Source organism: Thiorhodococcus drewsii AZ1 (genome assembly GCF_000224065.1).
In the GTDB taxonomy this organism is placed as follows: domain Bacteria; phylum Pseudomonadota; class Gammaproteobacteria; order Chromatiales; family Chromatiaceae; genus Imhoffiella; species Imhoffiella drewsii.
Window position 1 is genome coordinate 100385 of the sequence record NZ_AFWT01000018.1, and the last position, 21098, is coordinate 121482.

Below are 21098 nucleotides of genomic sequence, written 5' to 3' on the forward strand. Positions count from 1 at the left end.
GCGCCGCCTGACATGCATGGAGATCGATCATGAATCAAGCCCTTTGGATCGCCAAGACAGGCCTCGATGCCCAGCAGACCCGCATGTCGGTGGTCTCGAACAATCTGGCGAACGTCAATACCAACGGCTTTAAGAAAGGGCGCGCCGTTTTCGAGGACCTCATCTATCAGACCATTCGGCAACCGGGCGCGCAGGCGACGCAGGAGGCCCAGTTGCCTTCGGGACTGATGCTCGGTGCAGGTGTGCGCACGGTCGCGACCGAGAAGCTGTTTGGGCAAGGGGGATTCGTTCAGACCGAGAACTCGCTCGACATGGCGATCGAGGGCCGCGGGTTTTTCCAAATCCTCATGCCCAACGGCGAGCTTGGCTACACACGCGATGGAACCTTCCAGCTCAACGCGAACGGGGAGGTCGTGATGTCCAACGGCTATGCCTTGCAGCCCGGTTTGGTGGTTCCAGAGAACACCCAGGCCATCACGGTTGGCAAGGATGGCACGGTGACGGCCCAATTGCCCGATCAGGCCGCTCCGGTTCAATTGGGCAACATTCAACTTGCGGATTTCATCAACCCGGCCGGTCTGCAGCCGGTGGGAGAGAATCTCTATCTGGAAACGGCCGCATCGGGTGCCGCACAGCAGGCCAATCCCGGTCAGAACGGTGTCGGAAGCGTCCTCCAGGGTGCTCTGGAGACCAGTAACGTCAACATGGCGGAAGAACTGGTCAACATGATCGAGACGCAGCGCGCCTATGAGGTGAATTCCAAGGCCATCGCCGCCGCAGATTCCATGCTGCAGTTCGTCAACAACAACCTGGCCCGCTAGTCGCGCGGGGGAAGGCGGTCATGATGCGTTTTACGGATCTCCTCTTGGTTGCGATGGTGTGTTTGCCGCTCGGCGCTTGCGGCACCCTCAATCCGCCGCGGCCAGGAGATTCGCCCGAGTATCGCCCCGTGGCGCCCATCGCGCCCGTTCCGGCCGGCGCCAACAATGGAGCTATTTTCCAGGCATCCCAGGCTCAAGGGCTGTTCGAGGATTACAAGGCGCGCCGGGTCGGCGATCTGGTTACGGTTGAACTGGTCGAGAAGACCGACGCCAAGAAATCGTCGGCGACTAGCACCTCGAAGGATTCCGGGCTCGACATGAGTCTTGGCGATATTTCCGTGGCTGGGCGCACCTTGGCCGGTACCGACCTGCTGGCCGCCTCTGGAAACGGCTCGCGGACCTTCGATGGCGCGGGCGACTCCAGTCAAAGCAATTCGCTGACCGGGGATATCACAGTGACCGTTGCCGAGGTACTGCCCAACGGGAATCTGGTCGTTCAAGGCGAGAAATGGCTGAGCATCAATCAAGGGTCGGAATACGTGCGACTGCGCGGCATCATCCGCCCGGTCGACATCTCCACTACCAACACGATCCAATCGACGCAAATCGCTAACGCCGAGGTCTCCTACGCCGGAACCGGGACTCTACGTGACAGCAATGCGCCCGGTTGGCTGACCCGTTTCTTCAACAGTCCAATCTGGCCGATCTGACGCTTCGGTCTACATACTGAGCCGAGAATGTCGATGAAAAGAATCCAGTCCCTTGCACTCATCGCTTGCGCGACCCTCGTGGGTCTGACTAGCGTGGCGTATGTATACGCGGGAAATGGCGAACCGCTCGACGAATACGGTCTGAGAACGGGGTCGGGAGGCAATGAGGATCTGCTGAGCCAGGAGCGCATCAAGGATCTCGCAACCATCGCGGGTGTGCGCAAGAACCAACTGGTGGGCTATGGACTGGTCGTGGGACTCAATGGAACTGGTGACCAGACGACACAGTCGCCCTTTACGGTACAGAGTCTCAAAAACATGCTGGGTCAGTTGGGCGTCACCGTGCCGCCCGGCACCAATCCCCAGACCAAGAACGTCGCCGCAGTCATGATCACGGCGGATCTTCCGGCCTTTTCCAAGCCTGGACAGCAGCTGGACGTGACGGTCTCGTCGCTTGGCAACGCCAAGAGTCTGCGCGGAGGCACCTTGCTGATGACCCCGCTCAAGGGGGCCGATGGACAGGTCTATGCGATGGCCCAGGGCAATCTGACGGTTGGTGGTTTTGGAGCCGACGGGGCCGATGGCAGCAGTATCACGGTTAATATCCCGAGTGTCGGGCGCATCATGGATGGAGCAACGGTCGAGCGGGAGGTTCCGAGTGGGTTCGCCAAGGGCAATTCGATGGTCCTGAACCTCAAGAAGGCCGATTTTACGACCGCCAGTCGCATGGCCGATATCATCAACCAGTATTTCGCCGACGACATCGCCCAGCCGATCGATGCCACCTCGGTTCAGGTGCGTGCACCGAGCGACCCAGGGCGGCGCGTCTCCTTCGTCTCGCAGGTCGAGAATCTCGAGGTTGCGGTCGCCGAGCCGCCGGCACGGGTCGTCATCAACGCGCGCACCGGAACCATCGTGATCGGCTCCGGGGTCAAGGTGCTCCCGGCGGCCGTCTCGCATGGCAACCTGACGGTTACCATCGCCGAGAATGCCGGGGTTTCGCAGCCTAATGCGTTCGGTCAGGGTCAGACCGCCGTGGTGCCGCAGACCAATGTCGACGTCAAGCAGGACAACAATCGCATGTTCCTTTTCGCGCCGGGCACCTCGCTGGGCGATATCGTCGAGGCGGTCAACGAGGTCGGCGCGGCCCCGGGCGACCTCGTGGCCATTCTTGAAGCCTTGCGCGAGGTCGGCGCGTTACGGGCCGACCTCGTCGTCATCTGATCCGTCATGATTCCGGCCTCCAACAGCTCCAGCGCGGCCCTTGGGGCGGGACTCCAAACCGGCCTCGTCAGCGACCCGTCCAGCTATCAGGCGTTGGAGAAAAGCGCCAAGCAGGGGGGGCAGGCCGGACTGGAGTCTGCGGCGAGGGCATTCGAGGCGTTGATGGTCGGGCAGATGCTGAAGCAGATGCGGTCCGCTTCGTTCGGCGATGGGATATTCGACTCGGAGCAGACCAAGCTCTACCAGGATCTCTATGACCAGCAGATCGCGAGCGTCATCAGTCAGGGGGACGGGATGGGGATCCGCAAGGCCCTGCTGCGCCAGCTCGCACCTCAATTCTCCGAGCATCCCGACGAGCGCGATCAGGGTTCCTCCTTGCGGGTGCCCGAGCGTAATACAGCGCTGAGATCTTTTTTGCGTCATCAAGTTGACGCAGGCTCCTCGGCGGATTCGGGCAGCGTCGAAAAGGTGGCGTCAGGGATACCCGAAGGCGTGCCGGCCTCGGCCATTGGCCAGTCAACGGGGCAGTGGCCGCCGGCTGGTCCGGAAGACTTCGTCGCCTATCTGAAACCCTATGCCGATCGGGCAGCAGAGGCTCTCGGCATGGATACCAGCATCCTGCTCGCCCAAAGCGCGCTGGAGACGGGGTGGGGTAAGCATGTCCCGCGTCATGCGGATGGAAGCAGTAGCTTCAACCTGTTCGGTATCAAGGCGGATCGGAGCTGGGAGGGTGACCGGGTCAGTGTGGGCACCCTGGAGTATCGCAACGGCGTTGCGCAGCGCGAACGAGCCAAATTTCGTGCCTATGAGGATCCGGCTGACTCGTTCGTCGATTACGTCGCCTTTCTCAGACGCAATCCGCGCTATCGTGAGGCATTGGGGAGTACCAATGCCGAGGACTTTATCCGTGGCCTACAGGCGGCAGGCTATGCGACCGATCCGAGCTATGCTTCTAAAGTACTTGGAATTCGTAACCGAGTGATGGCGCTCGGTGCCGCCGTCGAGACTCAAGTTTCGGCGAACATGGCCGATAGTCCGAATGAGGGGTGAGCGGGATGTCAGGCGTTTTTGGTGGATCCTGTCCCGACCGAATCCAGCGTTGCCATACCCTATCCTCCAAACGGTGATGTCATGAGCTTACTGGGAATCGCATTGTCCGGCCTCCGGGCCTCTCAAACGGGTCTGTCGACCACCGGGCATAACATATCCAATGCCTCCACCGAGGGCTACAGCCGGCAACGGGTCGAGTTTCAGGCCAATAAGCCAGAGTATTTTGGAGGGAATTATATTGGGCGAGGGGTTCAGGCCTCCAGCATTCAGCGGTTGCAGCGCGATTGGGTCGACACGGAGCTGCGGTCAAGTCGGACCGACAATGCCTATGCTCAGGTGATGGCTGCATATGCCGAGGAGTTGGATTCCTTGTTCGCCGATGAGAGTACCGGGCTTGAGCCTGTGCTCGAAAGTTATTTGAATTCCGCTCATGATGTCGCGAGCGATCCGACCTCTATGTCTTCACGGACTGTGATGTTGGGAGACGCTGTATCGCTGGTGGAGCGTTTCAACTCCATTGCCAATCAGCTTGAAGAGCAAAGGGCCCTGATCAACGACCAGATCGAAACCTCCGTGGATGAGATCAACGACTATGCGACGGCATTGGCCAAGCTCAACGGAAACATCGTTTCTGCTTCCGCAACGGGCGAAGCGCCGAACGACCTGCTCGATCAACGCAGCAATCTCCTGAATAAGCTCGCAGATAAGATCGATGTCAGTTTGACCACTCAAGAGAATGGAGAGGTCAATGTCTTCATCGGTAGCGGTCAGGCGCTGGTGATGGGCTCAAACGCTAGAGAGTTAGTCGTTGAGCATCTTTCTGGAGATTTGGTCAATCCTGATATTGGTATCAAATCTCCGACAGACGGGACCATTTCCAGGATAACACGCTTCGTTTCGGGCGGAGAGATTGGTGGCCTGCTGGACACCCGTAATGACCTTCTCGACCGATCACAGAACGAGCTTGGCTTGATCGGCCTGAACATTGCGTCGGCCTATAACGAACAGAATCGGCTCGGCTTGGACATGGATGGTGAGCTCGGTCAAGATATCTTTAATATGCCCGAAGTTTCCGTTAACTTCGGACAATTGAATACGGCCACTGGAATACCGGCGGTCACGATCGAAAAGGTCTCTGAATTGACGGCTAGTGATTATCGCTTGGTCTATGGTGGTACTGACTATCAGTTGCGAACGATTCCAGATGGAACTGTCGTGGCGCTGACTCCAGAGGTGGCGGGTGCGGCTGGGGGTGGAAATACGGAGACGGCTGTTCCAGAGATCGAAGTCACGGATACGTCGACCTTCGATACGGGTGGCTATCGCCTGGACTACGATGGTACAAATTATCAGCTGACACGTTTGTCAGATAGCGCGGTGGTTCCGCTAACAGCCGATCCGAGCAATCCGAATGTGCTGGTCGGTGATGGTATGAAGATCGATACCTCTGCTCTCACTGGAGCTGCAGCACTCGATACGTGGGATATCCAACCGACTGGTGCCGTGATGGCCGATGGGCTCAAGATCGATGTTTCATCGATCAGCGGCGCCGATGCCGGTGACAACTGGTTGATCCGTCCGACCCGAAATGCCGCAAGCCAGTTATCCGTCTCTATGAAGGATACCGCCGATCTTGCTGCGGCAGGTGCGGTTAAGGCCAAACCCAGTGAGCTCAATACTGGATCCGCTGTTATCGATAGTGTGCGTGCACTCGATACTACGGATTCTGCGACACTCTTCAAGGAAGCGCTCGTTACATATGACGATACGACAGGCTACTCGGTAAAGACGTTGGAGGATGTCGCGGGTGTGGATACCTGGGTCGATGTGGCTCCAGCACCATTGGTCAGCACAACCGACGGAATTACGACTATCAGCGCTAATGGATGGGAGTTGACGGTTTCAGGTACGCCAGCGGACCAGGATCGGTTTATCGTTAGCCGCAACGACACCTATGAAGGCGATAACCGCAACATGGTTGCGATGGCTGATATTCAGGATCAGCGTCTAATCGAAGAAAAAACGACTATTCAGGGAGGATATACCGATATTATAGCGGATGTGGGCACCCAAACGAAACGGGCTCAAGTTATACGTGATTCGAGTGAAAATTTGCTCGCTTCTGCGCAGGCTCGGCGAGATGCCCTATCGGGCGTCAATTTGGACGAGGAAGCGGCCGACCTGATCCGCTATCAACAGGCCTATCAGGCGTCATCTCAAGTAATTTCCGTTGCTAGAACCCTGTTCGATACAATCCTCAACGTCGTCCGTTGATGTTTGGAGAAAGTCATGCGTCTATCGACCAGTCAAATTTTTCAGTCTGGCCTCTCGGCGCTGCAGCGGGCGCAGTCGAATCTGAACCATACGAACCTTCAGATGGCGACTGGGCAGCGTATTCTGACGCCATCCGACGACCCGAGTGGAGCGACCGTTTCGGTTCAGCTATCGGCGGCAATCAATGCGACGGAGCAATACCAGCGTAATGTAGATCTGGCTCAGCCGCGCCTAGAGCAAGAGGAGGCGCAACTGAATAGCTATGAAAACTATCTGCAGCGTGCGCGAGAGTTGATCGTTCTCGGAAATAACGATAGCTATAATCAAGCTGATCGTATGACCTTTGCGAGCGAGATTCGTCAGCTGCGCGAAGGTATTTTAGGTCTTGCTAACTCAAAGGATTCGAACGGAGAGTACCTGTTTTCTGGGACGGAATCGTTCGTTCAGCCATTCGCCGTTGATGGCGATGGTCAGGTTTCCTATGTCGGGGCTGATGGCGAAGGTTCCGTGCGCAACGTAGCTATCAGCGGGACCCGGTCTATACAGGTCGGTGATACCGGAAAGTCGATTTTTATGAATATTCCGGAAGAGAGTGGAAAGCTGATCGAGGCGCTTCCCGCTGAAGACAATACTGGTTCGCTGGTTGTTACGGAAACTGCAGTCACCGATTACGATGAATATGTAAAGTCTGTGGATTATGGCCCTGGCTTTGATGGCCCGAATTCCGATAGAACTTTTAATATCGAGTTCAAACTGAATACAGTGACGAACGATATGGAATATACGGTCTTCGATGCTGCGAGTTCATCTGTTGTCCTGGATAAGAGCGATCAGCCGATCCAGGATGTGGTGTTCGATCCGGCTTTACCTTTTCCGATCCAATTCGCGGGTCGTAGCGTAACGCTTTCTGGTGTTCCCGAAGATGGAGATACAGTGACCTCTCGTCCAGCGCGTTACGTTAGCATATTCGAAACCCTTGACTCAATCGCAACGGCATTCGAGGCACCTCTGGCCACCGATAGTGCAGGTAGAGAGACTCTTTCCAGGGCGGTGGATATTGCGTTCAATAACATCGACTCCAGTCTCGAAAGGATGAATGAGGTGAGGACTTCTGCGGGTCTGCGGCTAAATGCAATAGATGTTCAGACGGATCTGAATAGTCAGCGAAAACTCGATCTGAACTCGACGCTGTCTGATGTTCGAGATCTTGATTATGCTGAGGCAATTAGTAGATTTAAAATGGAGCAGGTTGTCCTGGAAGCCGCTCAGCAAACCTATACTCAGGTCACTAAGATGAGCCTGTTTGACTATATGTGATATAGTGTTTTGGCCGTGGTTTGTGTTGTGCTGCTCAAAGAGATTGAAATTTATAATGGCCAGTCTTTCGCGTTTAATCGCTGATCTGAATGCCGCTACGCTGCAGATGCGAGATGCGGCGCTTGGTGATGATTGGGTGATGGTCAAAAGAATTCAGAAGCAGCGTGCCTTAATGGTCCAGGGGATTATTGATTGTGGATCTTTAGGTGAAACTGATCGGGTTCTGTTAGATCAGCTGAAATCTATTCGTGAAATTGAACATTGCGTTTCTATGAAGGCAATCCGTAGAAAGGGGGCGCTGGGGCGATCGTTAGAAGATCTGCGGGCCGGATCTAAGAAAGGGGGAGGGAAAAAACGCTCGCTGGATTCTGCTTACGGGGTTGTCGCTGTCAAGAAAATGTCTGGCTGAAACTGATTTCGATGTTGGATGTCCGGGATAGAGGCATCCCATTACACACAAGTCCCGCTGCCGAGGTCTTTGCGTTCAACCGACACCGTAACTTGTTGATCTTGTATGCCTCGACTTGGATTCCGGTGCTCTGTCACCGCTTCGCTAAAATATTATTTATAAAGGAATTTTAGACTTGTGTGTAATGGGATGGGATAGAGGTTAATGACGCTCCAAGAGATTCTAGCAAAGGCAAAATCCTATCAGGATTCTGGGTGTCAAGAGGCGGCTGAGCATCTGTATCGAGCGGTGATTGCGCTCGACGCTTATAACCCGGAGGCAAATCATAATCTTGGCGTTGCACTCGTTGCGAGCGGCAGCGCAGAGGCTGGGCTGACCCATCTGCAAACCGCAGTCGAAAATTCACCTCAGACGCTCATCTATCGAGTCTCTCTTGTGCGGGTTTTGATGAGTCTTGACAGGCAGCGAGATGCGTTGATTGCTATTGATCAGGCATCTTCGCATGGTGTTGCGTCGGAAGAAATATCCGCACTGAAGAATACAATAATTTACGATTCATCCAAGTTGGAAAATGGTGATTTTTCTCGTTTGGTTGAGAGTAAGCCATCAGTCGATGGCATGAAAGATCAGTTGCTAGATCTGTTGCGGAGGGGGAAGTTACTGCAAGCTAGAATTCTTGCCCGTAAGTTGACAGAGAAAAGTTCGGATGACGGCTTTGCTTGGAAAGTCCTCGGGACACTACTGGTGCGTGATGGCAGGTATCCGGCTGCCTTGGAGGTTTTGGAAACGGCAAGGCGTTTAACGCCAGCGGATGCGGAGGTGCTCAACAGCCTAGCCCGAGCCTATCGAGGGCTGGATCAGTTCGATAAGGCGCTGGAGATGTATCGCGATGCCTTGGATCTGGAGCCTGCCAGTGCAGAGATTTGGAATAATCAAGGGCTCGTTCAGCAGCATATGGGGTTCATGGAAGAGGCATTGCAAAGCTATGCTCGAGCAGTCAATCTTCAACCGAATTATGCCAAGGCTCACAGTAATCGTGGTTTGTTATTGAAAGAACTCGATCGGTCTGAGGAAGCGCTTGAAGCTTGCAGCAATGTTTTGAGGATACAGTCCGACGATCTTGATGCTCTGAACCTGAAGGGTCTTGTGTTGCAGGATCTGGGGCACCTCGATGCCGCTGCGGATTGCTTCGAATCCATTCTGGCTGTTCAGCCGAAAAACACCTTTGCCCTGACCAATCGCGGTAATGTTTTCAAGGATCAAGGTTTTATTGCAGAGGCGTTGGGCTATTATCGTCAAGCCTTAGACGTGCAACCGGAAATGCTTCAGGCAAGGCAAAATTTACTCTTCTGCCTGAATTATCAGTCGGATATCTCGCGCGAAAAGATATTTGCTGAGCATTGTCAGTTTGAGCGTTATCAGGGTTCTCGTATTCAGCAATTAGCCTCTATTGCTTCAGTCGCTGAGGATGCTGATCGTCAGTTGCGAATTGGGTTTGTGTCCGGTGATTTCCGTCAGCATTCTGTGGCCTCCTTTCTGCTTCCCGTTCTCGAACATATTGATCGGCGGAATTTTCAGATATTTTGTTATATCACTTCTCTGAAGCGTGACGAAATTACCAAAATATTTCGTAGGCTGGCGGATATTTGGGTTGAAGCATCTGGGTTGAGCGCAGCTGCTTTGGGTGACCGTGTTCGTTCAGATCAAATCGATCTGTTGTTTGATCTTAGTGGTCATTCGGAGGGGAATGCGATTCTTGCCTTTGCCGCCAAGCCCGCACCAGTACAGATTAGCTGGATCGGTTATCCAAACACGACCGGCTTGAACGCCATTGACTACCGGCTGGTCGATGAGATGACGGATCCTATCGGTGAAGCCGATGCGTTCCACTCAGAGTGTCTAATTCGTCTCCCTCAAGGTTTTCTCTGTTATCGCCCTTGGAATACGGGAGCGTCGCTGTCTGTTTCTGGGCTTCCCTGTCTTGATATAGGGCGCATCACCTTCGGGTCGTTTAATAATATCGCTAAGCTGACACCGGATACGCTGGATCTCTGGGGCAACGTGTTGCGGGCCCTGCCGGATTCTCGCCTGGTACTCAAGAGTCATAGTGTTAGGGATACTCGATTTTGGGATTATATGCTCGGTCGGCTTACCGAGCGCGGAGTCGATTCGCACCGTGTCAAGATTTTGCCCCGTGCGCCTTCTTATTTAGAGCACTTGAGCCAGTATCGAGAGATCGATATTGCGCTTGATACCTATCCTTATCAGGGTACCACGACAACCTGTGAGGCGCTGTTTATGGGGGTGCCGGTGGTCACGCTTGCGGGTGATCGTCATGCTGGACGTGTGGGTGTCAGTCTGATGAATCAGGTTGGTTTACCTAGTTTGATTGCAAATTCTGCAGATGACTATGTGCGTATTGCAGTGAGCTTAGCAACCGATAGGGAACGTCTGAGCGAACTGCGCATGACAATGCGAGCACGTTTCGAGTCCAGTTCGTTGTGTGATGAATTGGGTTTTACTCGTATGTTCGAGCAGGTTTTGCGCCAAATGTGGCGAATATGGTGCGCCGGAGATTCGCCGAGGGTATTTGAGGTTGAGGATGCTCATAATGTTCCGAATAACATTCCAAGCGTCCTTTCACCTCTAAAAACAAAGCCCCCAGAGAAATTGAAGAAGAAGCGCAAGAAGAAGCAGGTCAGGCGTAAGGGTGGCGGTTTGAGTGCGTTGCGGCGATTGAAAAATGAGCTGGTGCTGAGAGATGCTCCGAATGATGGCTTGACTACTAATGATTGCGCTAGCGTTCTGCGATTGTTCAAAGATGGACGTTACTCCGAAGCCGAACAGTCCGCGAGACGTCTTACTGAGCGTTATCCTTCGTCAATGTTCGGTTGGAAAGCGCTTGGAACTATTCTCGTGAAAATTGAGCGGAACGAGGCCGCGATTCCCTATTTGCTTGAAGCGATCAGGCTCTGCCCAGAGGAAGATGAGTCGATCCATAATTTGGGTTATGCCTTGCTAAACCTATCCCGTTTCGAGGAGGCCATAGGATGTTTCAAGCGGGCGATAGAGATTAATCCGGATTATGTTGAAGCACACATCAATCTTGGTACCTCATATAAGGATACGAATCGTTTTGACGAGGCGATGAAGTGCTATGACAAGGCGCTGGATCTCAACCCGGAAAACCCTGAAGTTCACTGTAACCGAGGGGTGGCATTGGATGAACTCGGGCGCCTTGGCGAGGCGGTGGATAGCCAAATTCGGGCCTTGGAACTACTTCCGATTTACCCCCAGGCGCATAACAATTTAGGTAATGTTTACAAAAATATAGGCTTGCTGGATGATGCTGTTTCCTGTTATCGCAAGGCGCTAGAAAGCCAACCCGATCTCAAAGCAGCTTACAGCAATCTTCTGCTTTGTCTAAATTATGATTCCAGTATTTCTCCCGCTCGGATTTTCGCTGAGCACCAAGCTTTTGAGCAACAACTAGCGTCTCAAGTCGTGCCGCTGCCACCGCTTTCGACGCGGAACAAGGATCCGGGCCGGGTGTTGCGGTTGGGACTTGTGTCTGGGGATTTACGTTTACACTCAGTAACCTTTTTCTTGTTACCAGTTTTGGAAAATCTGAGTCGTGATCAGTTTCAAGTCTTCTGTTATTCGAAAAGTCACCGGCGGGATGATGTCACTCAGGCGTTGCAGCAGGCATCCTATGCCTGGTTCGAATGTTCTGGTCTTTCCGACCAGGAACTCGCTGAGCGTATACGGGCGGATGAAATCGATCTGCTAATGGATCTGAATGGCCATACCAGCCCAAATGCGCTGTTGGCGTTTGCCGCCAGGCCGGCCCCAGTTCAAATTACCTGGATCGGCTATCCCAATACTACTGGTCTCAAAGCCATGGATTATCGCATCGTCGATGGAATCACCGATCCTGTCAGTGAGGCGGATGCGTTTCACTCCGAAAAGCTCATTCGTCTCCCTCGGGGTTTTCTTTGCTATCGGCCCTGGACGAGCGGAGAGGACTTGCCTGTCGGTTTGCCGCCCTGCCTGGAGCGGAATCGAGTCACTTTTGGATCTTTCAATAATCTCGCCAAGATCACAAATACCACACTCGATCTCTGGGGTGGCGTTATGAAGGCCGTGCCGGACGCACGGCTTCTGCTCAAGACGCATACGGCTTCTGATATCGATGTCTGGAATAGACTGGTCGCTTATTTGGCGGATCAGGGTATTGCAACAGATCGAGTCGAGATGTTGCCGCGCGCGCCTTCTTATATGGAGCATCTCGTGCAGTATCAGCGTCTCGATATCGCGCTCGATGCCTTTCCTTATCACGGTACCACAACGACCTGCGAGGCGCTGTTCATGGGAGTGCCCGTGGTTAGCCTGATGGGTGACCGCCATGCCTCGCGGGTTGGTGGAAGCCTATTGACCCACGCCGGTTTACCCGAATTGATCGCTGAGTCGACCGAGGACTATATCCGGATCGCTAGGGACCTGGCGCGTGACCCTGAGAGCCTGAAGAAGATGAGAGCCGGGTTGCGTGACCGTCTTGCCACACATCCTCTGCGTGACGAGATCGGCTTTACGCGTGAATTGGAGCAGGCATTGCGTCAGATGTGGCGTATCTGGTGCGAGGGCGACCCTCCACGCTTGTTCGAGGTTGGCGATGAAACGGTCACGTATCGTCATAATTCAGAGCAGCGGAACCTAGATGGCTCCTATCCTGAGAATCCAGCCTCGGGAGACGAATCCGTAGTCTCTGATTCGCCGTTAACCCGACATGACGAGAAAAGAGCACGAAAAAAAAAACACTCCAAGAAATTGACGAACGGGTCTCGGGAGTCGGCTGATATAGTGCTATCGGATGATGGTGCGAGGTTAAAAAAGCATAAGCCCTTGTCTCCCAGCCTCTCGGAAGAAGACGCCGTGATCCGGCTGTTCAATCAAGGGTGTTATGTCGAGGCGGAGATCGCCGCCCATCAACTGGTCAATCTGTATCCTCGGGCCATGTTTGGCTGGAAAATCCTGGGAACCACCCTGGTCAAACTCAATCGGCATGAGGATGCTCTTCCTCATTTGTTGGCAGCGAATCGGTTAGCTCCTGGAGATGCCGAATGTATCAATGCTCTAGGCTCCGCCCTGCAGCATCTTGGGCGTCTTAGTGAGGCATTGGGTTGCTTCCAGCGTGTCTTGGACATCGATCCTCGATTCGTTCTCGCCTACGCCAACATGGGGGCTGCCCTAAGCGATCTCGGCCGTTTCGATGAGGCTCTTAACTGCTACGATCAGGCGCTCCTCATCAATCAGGACTCGGCCGAGGTTCATGCCAATCGCAGCTTGACTCTATATCGGATGGGGCGTTTCGAGGACGCGCTTGCGAGTTTCGACCATCTTCTAAATATCAGGCCAGACGATGTCGATGCGTTGAACAAACGCGGTATTCTTCTACAGAATTGTGGACGGTTCAGGGAGGCATTGGCGAGTTTCGACGCGGCGCTGGTTGTCAAACCAGAATCAGCGGATGCTCTGACCAACCGCGGCAATGTCTTCAAGGATCAAGGTGATCTGGAGACCGCTTCCTCTTGTTATCGTCAGGCTATGGGCATTCAGCCCAACCTGATTGAGGCGTGGCACAACCGTTTGTTGTGTCTGAACTATCAGGATGCCGTCTCGCGCGATCAGGTTTACGCGGAACACCTCTCCTTCGATCGACATCAGGCCTCGTCGGTCTTTCGGTTGCCTCCTTCGTCGGCGATCGATCGCAATCCCGAAAGGTGTCTGCGTATTGGTCTGGTGTCGAGTGATTTTCGCCATCATTCCGTGGCCTTTTTTATCCTGCCCATACTCGAACGACTCGACCGTCGTGTCTGCCAGACGTATTGCTACATGACAAGCCTTCGGCAGGATGAGGTCACTGTAACATTTCGCAAATTGGCCGACGTCTGGGTTGAGTGCGCTGGCTTGGGCGCGCGTGCGCTCGCCAATCGCATCCGCGCCGATCGGATTGACATCTTGATCGATCTGAGCGGCCACACGGATGGAAATTTCTTGCTGACATTTGCCGCGAGACCGTCACCGGTGCAGATCACTTGGGTCGGCTATCCCAATACCACGGGCCTTCAGGCAATGGATTATCGACTGGTGGATGAAGTGACCGATCCGGTGGGTGATGCCGACGTCTATCATTCCGAGCGCCTGATTCGTTTGCCACAGGGGTTTCTTTGCTACCGCCCCCTAGACTCCGCTTTCACGCTCGATGTCGGTCCGCTCCCGTGTCGTGAGCGTGGCCAGATCACCTTCGGATCCTTCAACAATCTCGCTAAGGTGTCCTCTACAACCTTGCGGCTTTGGTGCGATTTGCTGCTTGCGGTGCCGAATGCGCGTCTTGTTCTCAAGACGCCGACAACGACTGAAGGCCATGTTTGGGGGCGCGTGGTTGCCTACTTCATCGAACACGGCATTGACAGGGAGCGTCTCGAAACTTTGCCCCGCGCGTCTGGTTATCTGAAGCATCTGGCATCGTATCGCGTTATCGATATCGCTCTCGACACCTATCCCTACAATGGCACCACCACGACCTGTGAGGCGCTTTTCATGGGGGTTCCAGTCATCACGCTGCTCGGTGATCGTCATGTCGCTCGGGTTGGCGCAAGCCTACTGACGCGGGTTGGCTTGACCGATCTCATCGCCGGTTCCGAGGAGGAATATATTCGAATTTCCAAGGACCTATCGGGGGACAAGGATCGATTGTGCGCGCTACGCGCGGATCTGCGTCGGCGTGTCGAGCAGAGTCCATTGCGTGACGAACTGACCTTTACTCGTACCCTAGAGGTTGCCTTCCGTCAGATGTGGCGTATCTTCTGCCAGGGAGATCAGCCGCGAGTGTTCGAGGTATCGGCCCGTGGACGCTAGGCGATGGATGGTTGCGGTTAATCACAGGATCAGCCTGGACATATTCCCATGACAAAGACTGAAGGATTGCTCGGTGACGCCATCGCCCATCATTCGGATGGGCGGCTTGATGCGGCTGAGCACATCTACCGTGCGCTGTTGGTAATCGACGCCGATAACGACGAGGCTAGTCACTATTTAGGTCTTCTAGCGCTCGAAAAGGGTTTGATCGACGAGGGCTTGGCGCATCTACAGCGGGCATTGGAGCTTGCGCCGGACACGAGCCGCTATTGGCTGGGGCTTGCTCAGGGTTTTCTGATCGCTCAGCGACCGGAGCAGGCGCAAGTCGTACTTGATCGGGCAGAGGCCATCGGGTTGGATCTAACCTTGACCCGCGAACTACGGGAGTTGATCGATACGGCCTTTCAGGATCGGCAGAGGCAGGGAATCGAGACCCGGGAGGATCCTGTTGCCAAGCCGTCTGAGTGTATAGCCCCTGCTGCCGTAACCGCTTCAGCCGCGCAACAAGAATCGCTGGTGGTTACCATCCAGGATGGGCTTCGCATCCACGTCCCCTCGGATATTCATTGCCTGACAACCTACGTCCTACTTGAGCAGGGTGACTGGCTTGATCCGGGGCTCGCTTTTCTACGCCGTTATATCCAGCCGGGAATGAGCATATTGGATGTCGGCGCAGGCTATGGTGTCTATGCCCTGAGCATAGCCAAGCAGATGCAAGGGCAGGGGAGGGTCGTTGCCTTGGAGCCGATCGCTGAGTCGCGTAGCTTTTTGAACCGTAGCATCAGGGACAATCGCCTTGAATCCCTGGTGACCTTGATTCCGCAAGGGCTCTCGGATAGTACGGGTGAAGTCGATATTCCTGTCGACACCTATGGCGCTGCCTCGCGTCGGGGAAACGGCACCTCTACCGAGAGGGTGCAGATGCTTTCACTTGATGATTGTCTCTCGGATCCTGAATGCCTTGCCGGTTCTAGGATCGATCTTCTGCGCTTGGATGTATCAGTCGATACAACCGCGATTCTCAGCGGGGGTATGGAGTTCTGTTCCGTGCAGGATCCCTTGGTCATGTTCGGTATCACCCCAGATGAAGAGCGAGCAGTGGAATTGATTGAAGCCTTTGCCAGGCTGGATATGAGCATCTATCGGCCAATACCAAGTCTTGGTTTGCTGGTTCCGCTTGAAGACGAACGCGCAGAGGATATCGATCGGCATCGGAGTTTGTTTGCCTGTCGAGACCAAATCGCAGCTAGGCTGAGGCAAGCGGACTTGATGATTTGACGCGCATAATAGGATCTTTCTAGATGCTTGCGCTTGTGAGGATCGCTTGGTACAGGATCGCCTGTGATTATCGTTGTTGGCGGTTTTGATGGGATCCTCGATCTTGACATTTCGTCATGATATTTTTTTGAATCGATCTTATCGAGAGTGCTTATGAACCCAATACCCTGGTCGGCAAAGCTTGCATCATTTCCTTATGCGCAGCCATTTCTTATCGGCTGGCAGATTGCCGATCACTCAAGAGATAAATATTGGGCTGCTTACGAGCAGGCGTTGAATGGATATCTAGAACTGCGCGAGCAGTCCGGCTCCTTGAGCGAACAGAAAAACGCGATACGTCAATCGCTTAAGCAGTTTCAGGAATTAGCTGCCAGCGGAGACGGGCATATTGGAACCGGTCTCGCGTTGATTCGACTCAATGCCGATTTGGGTGACCGCCAGGCGGCAATTGATGCGATCGATCAACTATTGCAGGTTATGCCCTGGCTGGCAGAGCAGCTTCCAAAGGAATTGCAGATCCAGATCAATCGTCCATTTCTAGCTCCGATCGAATCCTTCGATCATCGCATGGTTGAAGGAGGGCTTGCGGATTGGCTGCAGGCAAGCCTAAGAGAGGCATTGGACGTTTTGGAGAGACCGGATTTTAGCTTTTAAGAGCTGCTGCTCTCATTTATATGATTTTTAGGGCCTCTCATGCGAGAGTATGGTTGCCCTGTAAAACAGCCTAGGTTTCGTTAAGAGATGGACGGTCGCTATGTCTGATTCTGGTTTAGTTTGGCTCGACCAATTCGCTGACTTGCCATTTGCGCAACCATTTTTAGCGCAATGGCAAGAAAAAAAATCGGCGGAGCCAATCTGGCTGGCTTATGAGCAGGCATTGGATTCTTATCTGTCCTTGCAGAAAGACATGCAGTTCGTCGCGGATAATTATCGGCGCCTGCAAGTTTGTCGTGATGATTTAGAGAAGATTTATGCGCTTGGCGATGTTCCGGTTTCAACGCGCCTTCTGTTGGGGAGGGTATATTTCCAACTCGGATTATATCGATCGGTTGTGGGGTGTCTGGAACCTCTAACCCAAATTGAACTGCGTCCGGAAAATGCGCCATCTGTCTTGAACTGGCCTTTTCTGCCCCCGCTTGCGGACTATGACCATCGTTCCGTCGCTCAGGGTGATATTTCCCAATGGCTGAACGCAGCATTACTGGAAACCCTTGAGCTGTGCTCGGGCGGTACCAGCTACATCGATACAGAATCGCACCTGCCACGGTTATCTAGAATAAAGCAGAATCCGAATTGCTCGTTCTTTATGGAGACGCGGCTCGCGCTTTGCGCAATGCGTTTGGGGAAATCAATCAGTTTCGGCGCGGATAGCCAATTTCTTCACTCGGATAATCCGAACCATGAGGTATGGCGAGAATTGTCGAGCCGCGTTTCGGCTGCGAACCGTAAGAGCAATCTGCTATCACGGCCATTGCCAACGCCGCCACGTGTTACAACTCCCTTGGAATTTCCGATCGCCGACCTTCAGTATCTTCCATGTCGAAGCAATCGCTCCTTCGTAATCGATTGTGATGACGGAAAAATTCTGGAGGTTTTGCCGCTAGGCTATACCGATTATGCGCTGTTTGGGCGATCCTCAGATCAACGCTGGTTCGTCAAAATCGAATTGGAGCCACACCCACTCAAACGCAACAATTTACTTCAAGAGGCGGAGATCATTCGCGAACTCAACCGGCTTGGTTGCATTAGCTGCCCAACGTTGCATGGTGTGGGGAGTGTTCAATCTAGCACATTGGTAGACGTGTGCCGCTTGCCGAAAGGGGCTTCCGAGACCTTGCCAGCGCTCTTGCTGCCCTACCTGTCAAGTCAGCCTGCTGTGGGCCTCCAAGATTTGCTGTTTACGATGGAGGAGCAGCGAAAACTGGGCTGGTTTCATGCCGACCTGAAGCCTGACAACATTCGCCTATGTCCCGAAACCCAGGTCTGTTATTTGATCGATTACGATCAAGCCGAGCCGCTAGAGCAGCCGCAAATCGAGATGCCACTGCTCGATTTTCTGCGCTGGGCTGATGATCGGGTTCGTGCCAAGTATTCTCGATTCAAGTTCAATGGTTTGTTTAATTATTTCCCTGGGATTCGGCTGGAGCAGGATATTCTATCCAGGCTTGATCAGGGGCGAATTGACATCGGCCAGACAACGCTCTTCAGATCGGCCGAGACCACGCTTAACCCGTCCAAGATCTACCATACGATCGATTTGCCCAATATCGTCGCCCATGGTGAACGTACGCTTGAAGCTCGTATGCGTTTGATGGATCTCGTGCGCTTTTTTCCTGGTGAGCGGGTGCTTGATGTCGGTTGTAACTCAGGGCTTTTGTGCGCCTATCTTGCCAGTCGAGAATGTGAGGTCAAGGGCATCGATCTTGACCCTTGTGTCATTCGCGGCGCGAAGATGCTGTCCAATATCCGCGGTGACGGCATCACCTTCGACTGTGTCGACCTTGATCGGGCCGAGGAGTTGGGCAGCTTTGATACGGTGATGTTGTTTTCTGTGCTTCATCACACCCAACAGGTGTTACGGAATGCAGAACTAATCGCGAAGTCCTGTAAACGGGTCATTATTGAGTGCCGTTTGCATGAACAGGGTGCGAAACCGGTCGACGGTCGCTGGATTACGACTACAGCTTGGTCGTATGAGGATGTTGATCACCTAATCAAGGGTGTTAGTGAATTTTTCCCTGGATTTCAACTGCTCAATAACCATGGGCAAGCGGATCGCGACCGCTATGTTCTGGAACTCACGCGAGACGGAGAGGCTTGGTCAGGCTCGATATTCACCGAGAAAGAGCGCGCGAAATTCATCCAAGTGAAAGAGCAGCCCGCCACCATTTCTGATGAGGAGCGGCAGGCAAAGAATAAGGCCGAAAACGAAGCCCTGAGGTTGTTTCTGCTGCACAACACACAGCGTTGGGCAAAGATTCAGCCGACTCGTTCAGATCAGTGCGTCATAGTAGAATTGTTAGTCGGTCATCCGGGTTATTTTATTGCTAATGCGGTGCTTGCAAAATATCTGCAGCAGATTTATGGCTGCAATATAAAGGCTATTCTTCCTAATCGAAAAGATGTCTATATGCATGCGCTGGCAGAATCTTATGGCATTACAGATTATTATTATGAGGAAGATATTGGTAAGTTGATTACAAAGGCGCAGCAGTTATCCATGTACGAGGCGTTGCAGGGTTCTGGCTCTGAACTTCGTAACGCCTTGCTCGAACTCAAAGTTAATGATATTCGCGTGGGTGACTTGATCTATGATATGTACTTGCGAAATACTGGTAATGTCACAGTTGATCGGCTCGATGATCAGTTGTTGCAGTCCGCAATAAGCGCAATAGGGTATTATCAAATATATAATTCGATTTATCGTGCCAATAGCGTTGTGGCTACAGTCGTTGGTCATACTGTTTATACGCGATTTGGCATCCTTGCGCGTGTCTCTGTGTCTCATGAGGTTCCTGTTTACGCGAAGAAACCTAGTCCTCTATTGGTGAGAAAATATACGCGGCCAGATGAGTTGCAGGAGAATCAGCGGGCTGTGGATGCGCGCGAATTCGCTTATTTTTGGGATGTTCATCATGATCATGTAGTCGCTAAAGGAAAAGAGCATCTATCTAATCAGTTTAACTCAAATGCAAGCAGCGCCGGAAGGAGTGGGATGGCGCTCTGGTATTCGGAGGCGTATGAAGATAGTCGCAAGCTTTACACTAGGACTGAATTCTGTGAGGCGGTTGGAATCGATCCTAAAAAACCGATTGTCGTATTGTTCTCTCATACCTTTCCAGATGCTCCTCACAGTTTTCGTTCTTGGCTGTTTGACGATTATTATCAATGGCTTAAGCAAACGCTAACTCACGTCATTGGGATTGATCGAGTTAATTGGGTCGTCAAGCCGCATCCCGATGATAAATATTACAATTCGAAAGTCAGTGCTGAAATGGTGTACGAGGCGTTTGCGAGCTATTCGCATATTGCTCTCGCTCCTGCCGATATCAATAATCAGTCGCTTTTTGATTTCACGCATGCGATCGTTACTGTTACGGGAACTGCTGGTATAGAATTTGCGTCGCAAGGTATCCCTGTGATATTGGCTGGGCAAGCTCATTATTCGGGGCACGGCTTCACCCATGAGCCGAAGTCTTTGGCGGATTATTACCAGCTGCTTTCGGATGTCGCCGACCTGTCGCGGCTTTCGCCGTCAGTAGTAGATCGTGTTTACGCGTTAGTGGCAATTCAGTTCTACTGTATGAGAGTGCCATGCGTCTATATGCCTGAGATGCCTCTGACTCCTTGGGAGTCATATGATCGGACTGAGGTTTGGCTGCAGGCTTCAGATCGGGTGGCAAGATATGAATTTGGAGAAGATCCTTTCTTTCAATCAGTCTTGGTGCAGGTTGCAGTCGATGCAAAGCACGCTATTAGATACGAATATCACGTGTCCGGGGATTTTCGTCCTGATTTTATAGCCGTTTAATGTGATATTCCGACATTGTCAAGTCCCCGAACTATTCAAAAAGCGAGTATGTATACCGCTCTCATTTGAGTTTTTTGCGGACAGGCATTTTGTGACACTCAACCGAATCTGTAGAATCTTCGCCATGCCTGACTACCACCTCACTGATAAGCAACTCGCGGAACTGCGTGCGGCCCACCGAGGTACGCGCGATAAACGCGAGGCTGATCGGATCAAGGCGGTTGTTCTGCTCGCGACCGGCTGGACAGCGGAGTAAATCGCCGAGGTGCTACAGATCGACCCGAATACGGTGCGCAACCACTTCAAGCGCTATCGCCAGGATGGCCTGAAATCACTGGGGCACGTGGCGTTCCGTGGCAGCGCATGCGGTAATTGTCAAGGTAGTTGTCGCCTGCATCGTTGTCACACCGCGTGATCTAACGGGGGTNTGTTCCAGATCGCGCTCCGGGTTGAGGGAGACGACCGTAATCGGCGTCCAGTTGCGCGTTGGCCCACTCCAGCGTTCGGGGTGTTGGTCGCGTGCGACCTGGTTGAGGGCGTGGCGCTGAGCGAGGATCTGGGGATCC

13 protein-coding genes are annotated in these 21098 nt (G+C 53.3%); 12 read left to right on the forward strand and 1 reads right to left on the reverse strand.

Going from position 1 to position 21098, the window contains the following annotated elements; genetic code table 11:
• Nucleotides 1-29: 29 nt before the first annotated feature.
• The 12 genes from flgG (at nt 30) to THIDRDRAFT_RS27105 (ending at nt 20788) form a co-directional block, all read left to right on the forward strand.
• Nucleotides 30-821 (forward strand): flagellar basal-body rod protein FlgG, encoded by a 792-nt coding sequence (gene flgG / locus THIDRDRAFT_RS13655; protein ID WP_007041447.1) that lies wholly within the window; start codon nt 30-32, stop codon nt 819-821.
• 20 nt (nt 822-841) lie between these two features.
• On the forward strand, nt 842-1531 hold the full coding sequence (gene flgH, locus THIDRDRAFT_RS13660) for a flagellar basal body L-ring protein FlgH (protein WP_007041448.1): 690 nt from the start codon (nt 842-844) through the stop codon (nt 1529-1531).
• Nucleotides 1532-1564: 33 nt separating this feature from the next.
• On the forward strand, nt 1565-2755 hold the full coding sequence (locus tag THIDRDRAFT_RS13665; protein ID WP_007041449.1) for a flagellar basal body P-ring protein FlgI: 1191 nt from the start codon (nt 1565-1567) through the stop codon (nt 2753-2755).
• A gap of 6 nt (nt 2756-2761) precedes the next feature.
• Nucleotides 2762-3805 (forward strand): flagellar assembly peptidoglycan hydrolase FlgJ, encoded by a 1044-nt coding sequence (gene flgJ / locus THIDRDRAFT_RS13670; protein WP_007041450.1) that lies wholly within the window; start codon nt 2762-2764, stop codon nt 3803-3805.
• 81 nt (nt 3806-3886) lie between these two features.
• Nucleotides 3887-6079, forward strand: a complete 2193-nt coding sequence (gene flgK / locus THIDRDRAFT_RS13675) for a flagellar hook-associated protein FlgK (RefSeq protein WP_007041451.1) — start codon at nt 3887-3889, stop codon at nt 6077-6079.
• Nucleotides 6080-6094: 15 nt separating this feature from the next.
• A complete protein-coding gene (gene flgL / locus THIDRDRAFT_RS13680; protein WP_007041452.1) occupies nt 6095-7396 on the forward strand; it encodes a flagellar hook-associated protein FlgL in 1302 nt (433 codons plus the stop codon).
• 55 nt (nt 7397-7451) lie between these two features.
• On the forward strand, nt 7452-7805 hold the full coding sequence (locus THIDRDRAFT_RS13685; protein WP_040844850.1) for a hypothetical protein: 354 nt from the start codon (nt 7452-7454) through the stop codon (nt 7803-7805).
• A 204-nt stretch (nt 7806-8009) separates the two neighbouring features.
• Nucleotides 8010-14723, forward strand: coding sequence for a tetratricopeptide repeat protein (locus THIDRDRAFT_RS23870; RefSeq protein WP_007041453.1), 6714 nt, complete (start codon nt 8010-8012; stop codon nt 14721-14723).
• Between the two features lie 48 nt (nt 14724-14771).
• On the forward strand, nt 14772-16001 hold the full coding sequence (locus tag THIDRDRAFT_RS13695) for an FkbM family methyltransferase (protein WP_007041454.1): 1230 nt from the start codon (nt 14772-14774) through the stop codon (nt 15999-16001).
• Between the two features lie 153 nt (nt 16002-16154).
• Nucleotides 16155-16655 (forward strand): hypothetical protein, encoded by a 501-nt coding sequence (locus THIDRDRAFT_RS13700; protein ID WP_007041455.1) that lies wholly within the window; start codon nt 16155-16157, stop codon nt 16653-16655.
• A gap of 100 nt (nt 16656-16755) precedes the next feature.
• Entirely contained in the window at nt 16756-20532 is a 3777-nt protein-coding gene (locus tag THIDRDRAFT_RS13705) for a methyltransferase domain-containing protein (protein WP_007041456.1), read from the forward strand.
• A 124-nt stretch (nt 20533-20656) separates the two neighbouring features.
• Nucleotides 20657-20788, forward strand: a complete 132-nt coding sequence (locus THIDRDRAFT_RS27105) for a hypothetical protein (protein ID WP_281054767.1) — start codon at nt 20657-20659, stop codon at nt 20786-20788.
• A gap of 75 nt (nt 20789-20863) precedes the next feature.
• Here the strand turns inward: THIDRDRAFT_RS27105 and THIDRDRAFT_RS26785 are convergent.
• Nucleotides 20864-21098, reverse strand: a 235-nt coding sequence (locus THIDRDRAFT_RS26785; RefSeq protein ID WP_139058733.1) for a hypothetical protein, incomplete at its 5' end; no start/stop codon positions are given.

Bases quoted from the DNA above. Each gene is read 5' to 3' on its own strand.
- flgG (WP_007041447.1), top strand. From the start codon at position 30: ATGAATCAAGCCCTTTGGATCGCCAAGACAGGCCTCGATGCCCAGCAG.
- flgH (WP_007041448.1), top strand. From the start codon at position 842: ATGATGCGTTTTACGGATCTCCTCTTGGTTGCGATGGTGTGTTTGCCG.
- THIDRDRAFT_RS13665 (WP_007041449.1), top strand. From the start codon at position 1,565: ATGAAAAGAATCCAGTCCCTTGCACTCATCGCTTGCGCGACCCTCGTG.
- flgJ (WP_007041450.1), top strand. From the start codon at position 2,762: ATGATTCCGGCCTCCAACAGCTCCAGCGCGGCCCTTGGGGCGGGACTC.
- flgK (WP_007041451.1), top strand. From the start codon at position 3,887: ATGAGCTTACTGGGAATCGCATTGTCCGGCCTCCGGGCCTCTCAAACG.
- flgL (WP_007041452.1), top strand. From the start codon at position 6,095: ATGCGTCTATCGACCAGTCAAATTTTTCAGTCTGGCCTCTCGGCGCTG.
- THIDRDRAFT_RS13685 (WP_040844850.1), top strand. From the start codon at position 7,452: ATGGCCAGTCTTTCGCGTTTAATCGCTGATCTGAATGCCGCTACGCTG.
- THIDRDRAFT_RS23870 (WP_007041453.1), top strand. From the start codon at position 8,010: ATGACGCTCCAAGAGATTCTAGCAAAGGCAAAATCCTATCAGGATTCT.
- THIDRDRAFT_RS13695 (WP_007041454.1), top strand. From the start codon at position 14,772: ATGACAAAGACTGAAGGATTGCTCGGTGACGCCATCGCCCATCATTCG.
- THIDRDRAFT_RS13700 (WP_007041455.1), top strand. From the start codon at position 16,155: ATGAACCCAATACCCTGGTCGGCAAAGCTTGCATCATTTCCTTATGCG.
- THIDRDRAFT_RS13705 (WP_007041456.1), top strand. From the start codon at position 16,756: ATGTCTGATTCTGGTTTAGTTTGGCTCGACCAATTCGCTGACTTGCCA.
- THIDRDRAFT_RS27105 (WP_281054767.1), top strand. From the start codon at position 20,657: ATGCCTGACTACCACCTCACTGATAAGCAACTCGCGGAACTGCGTGCG.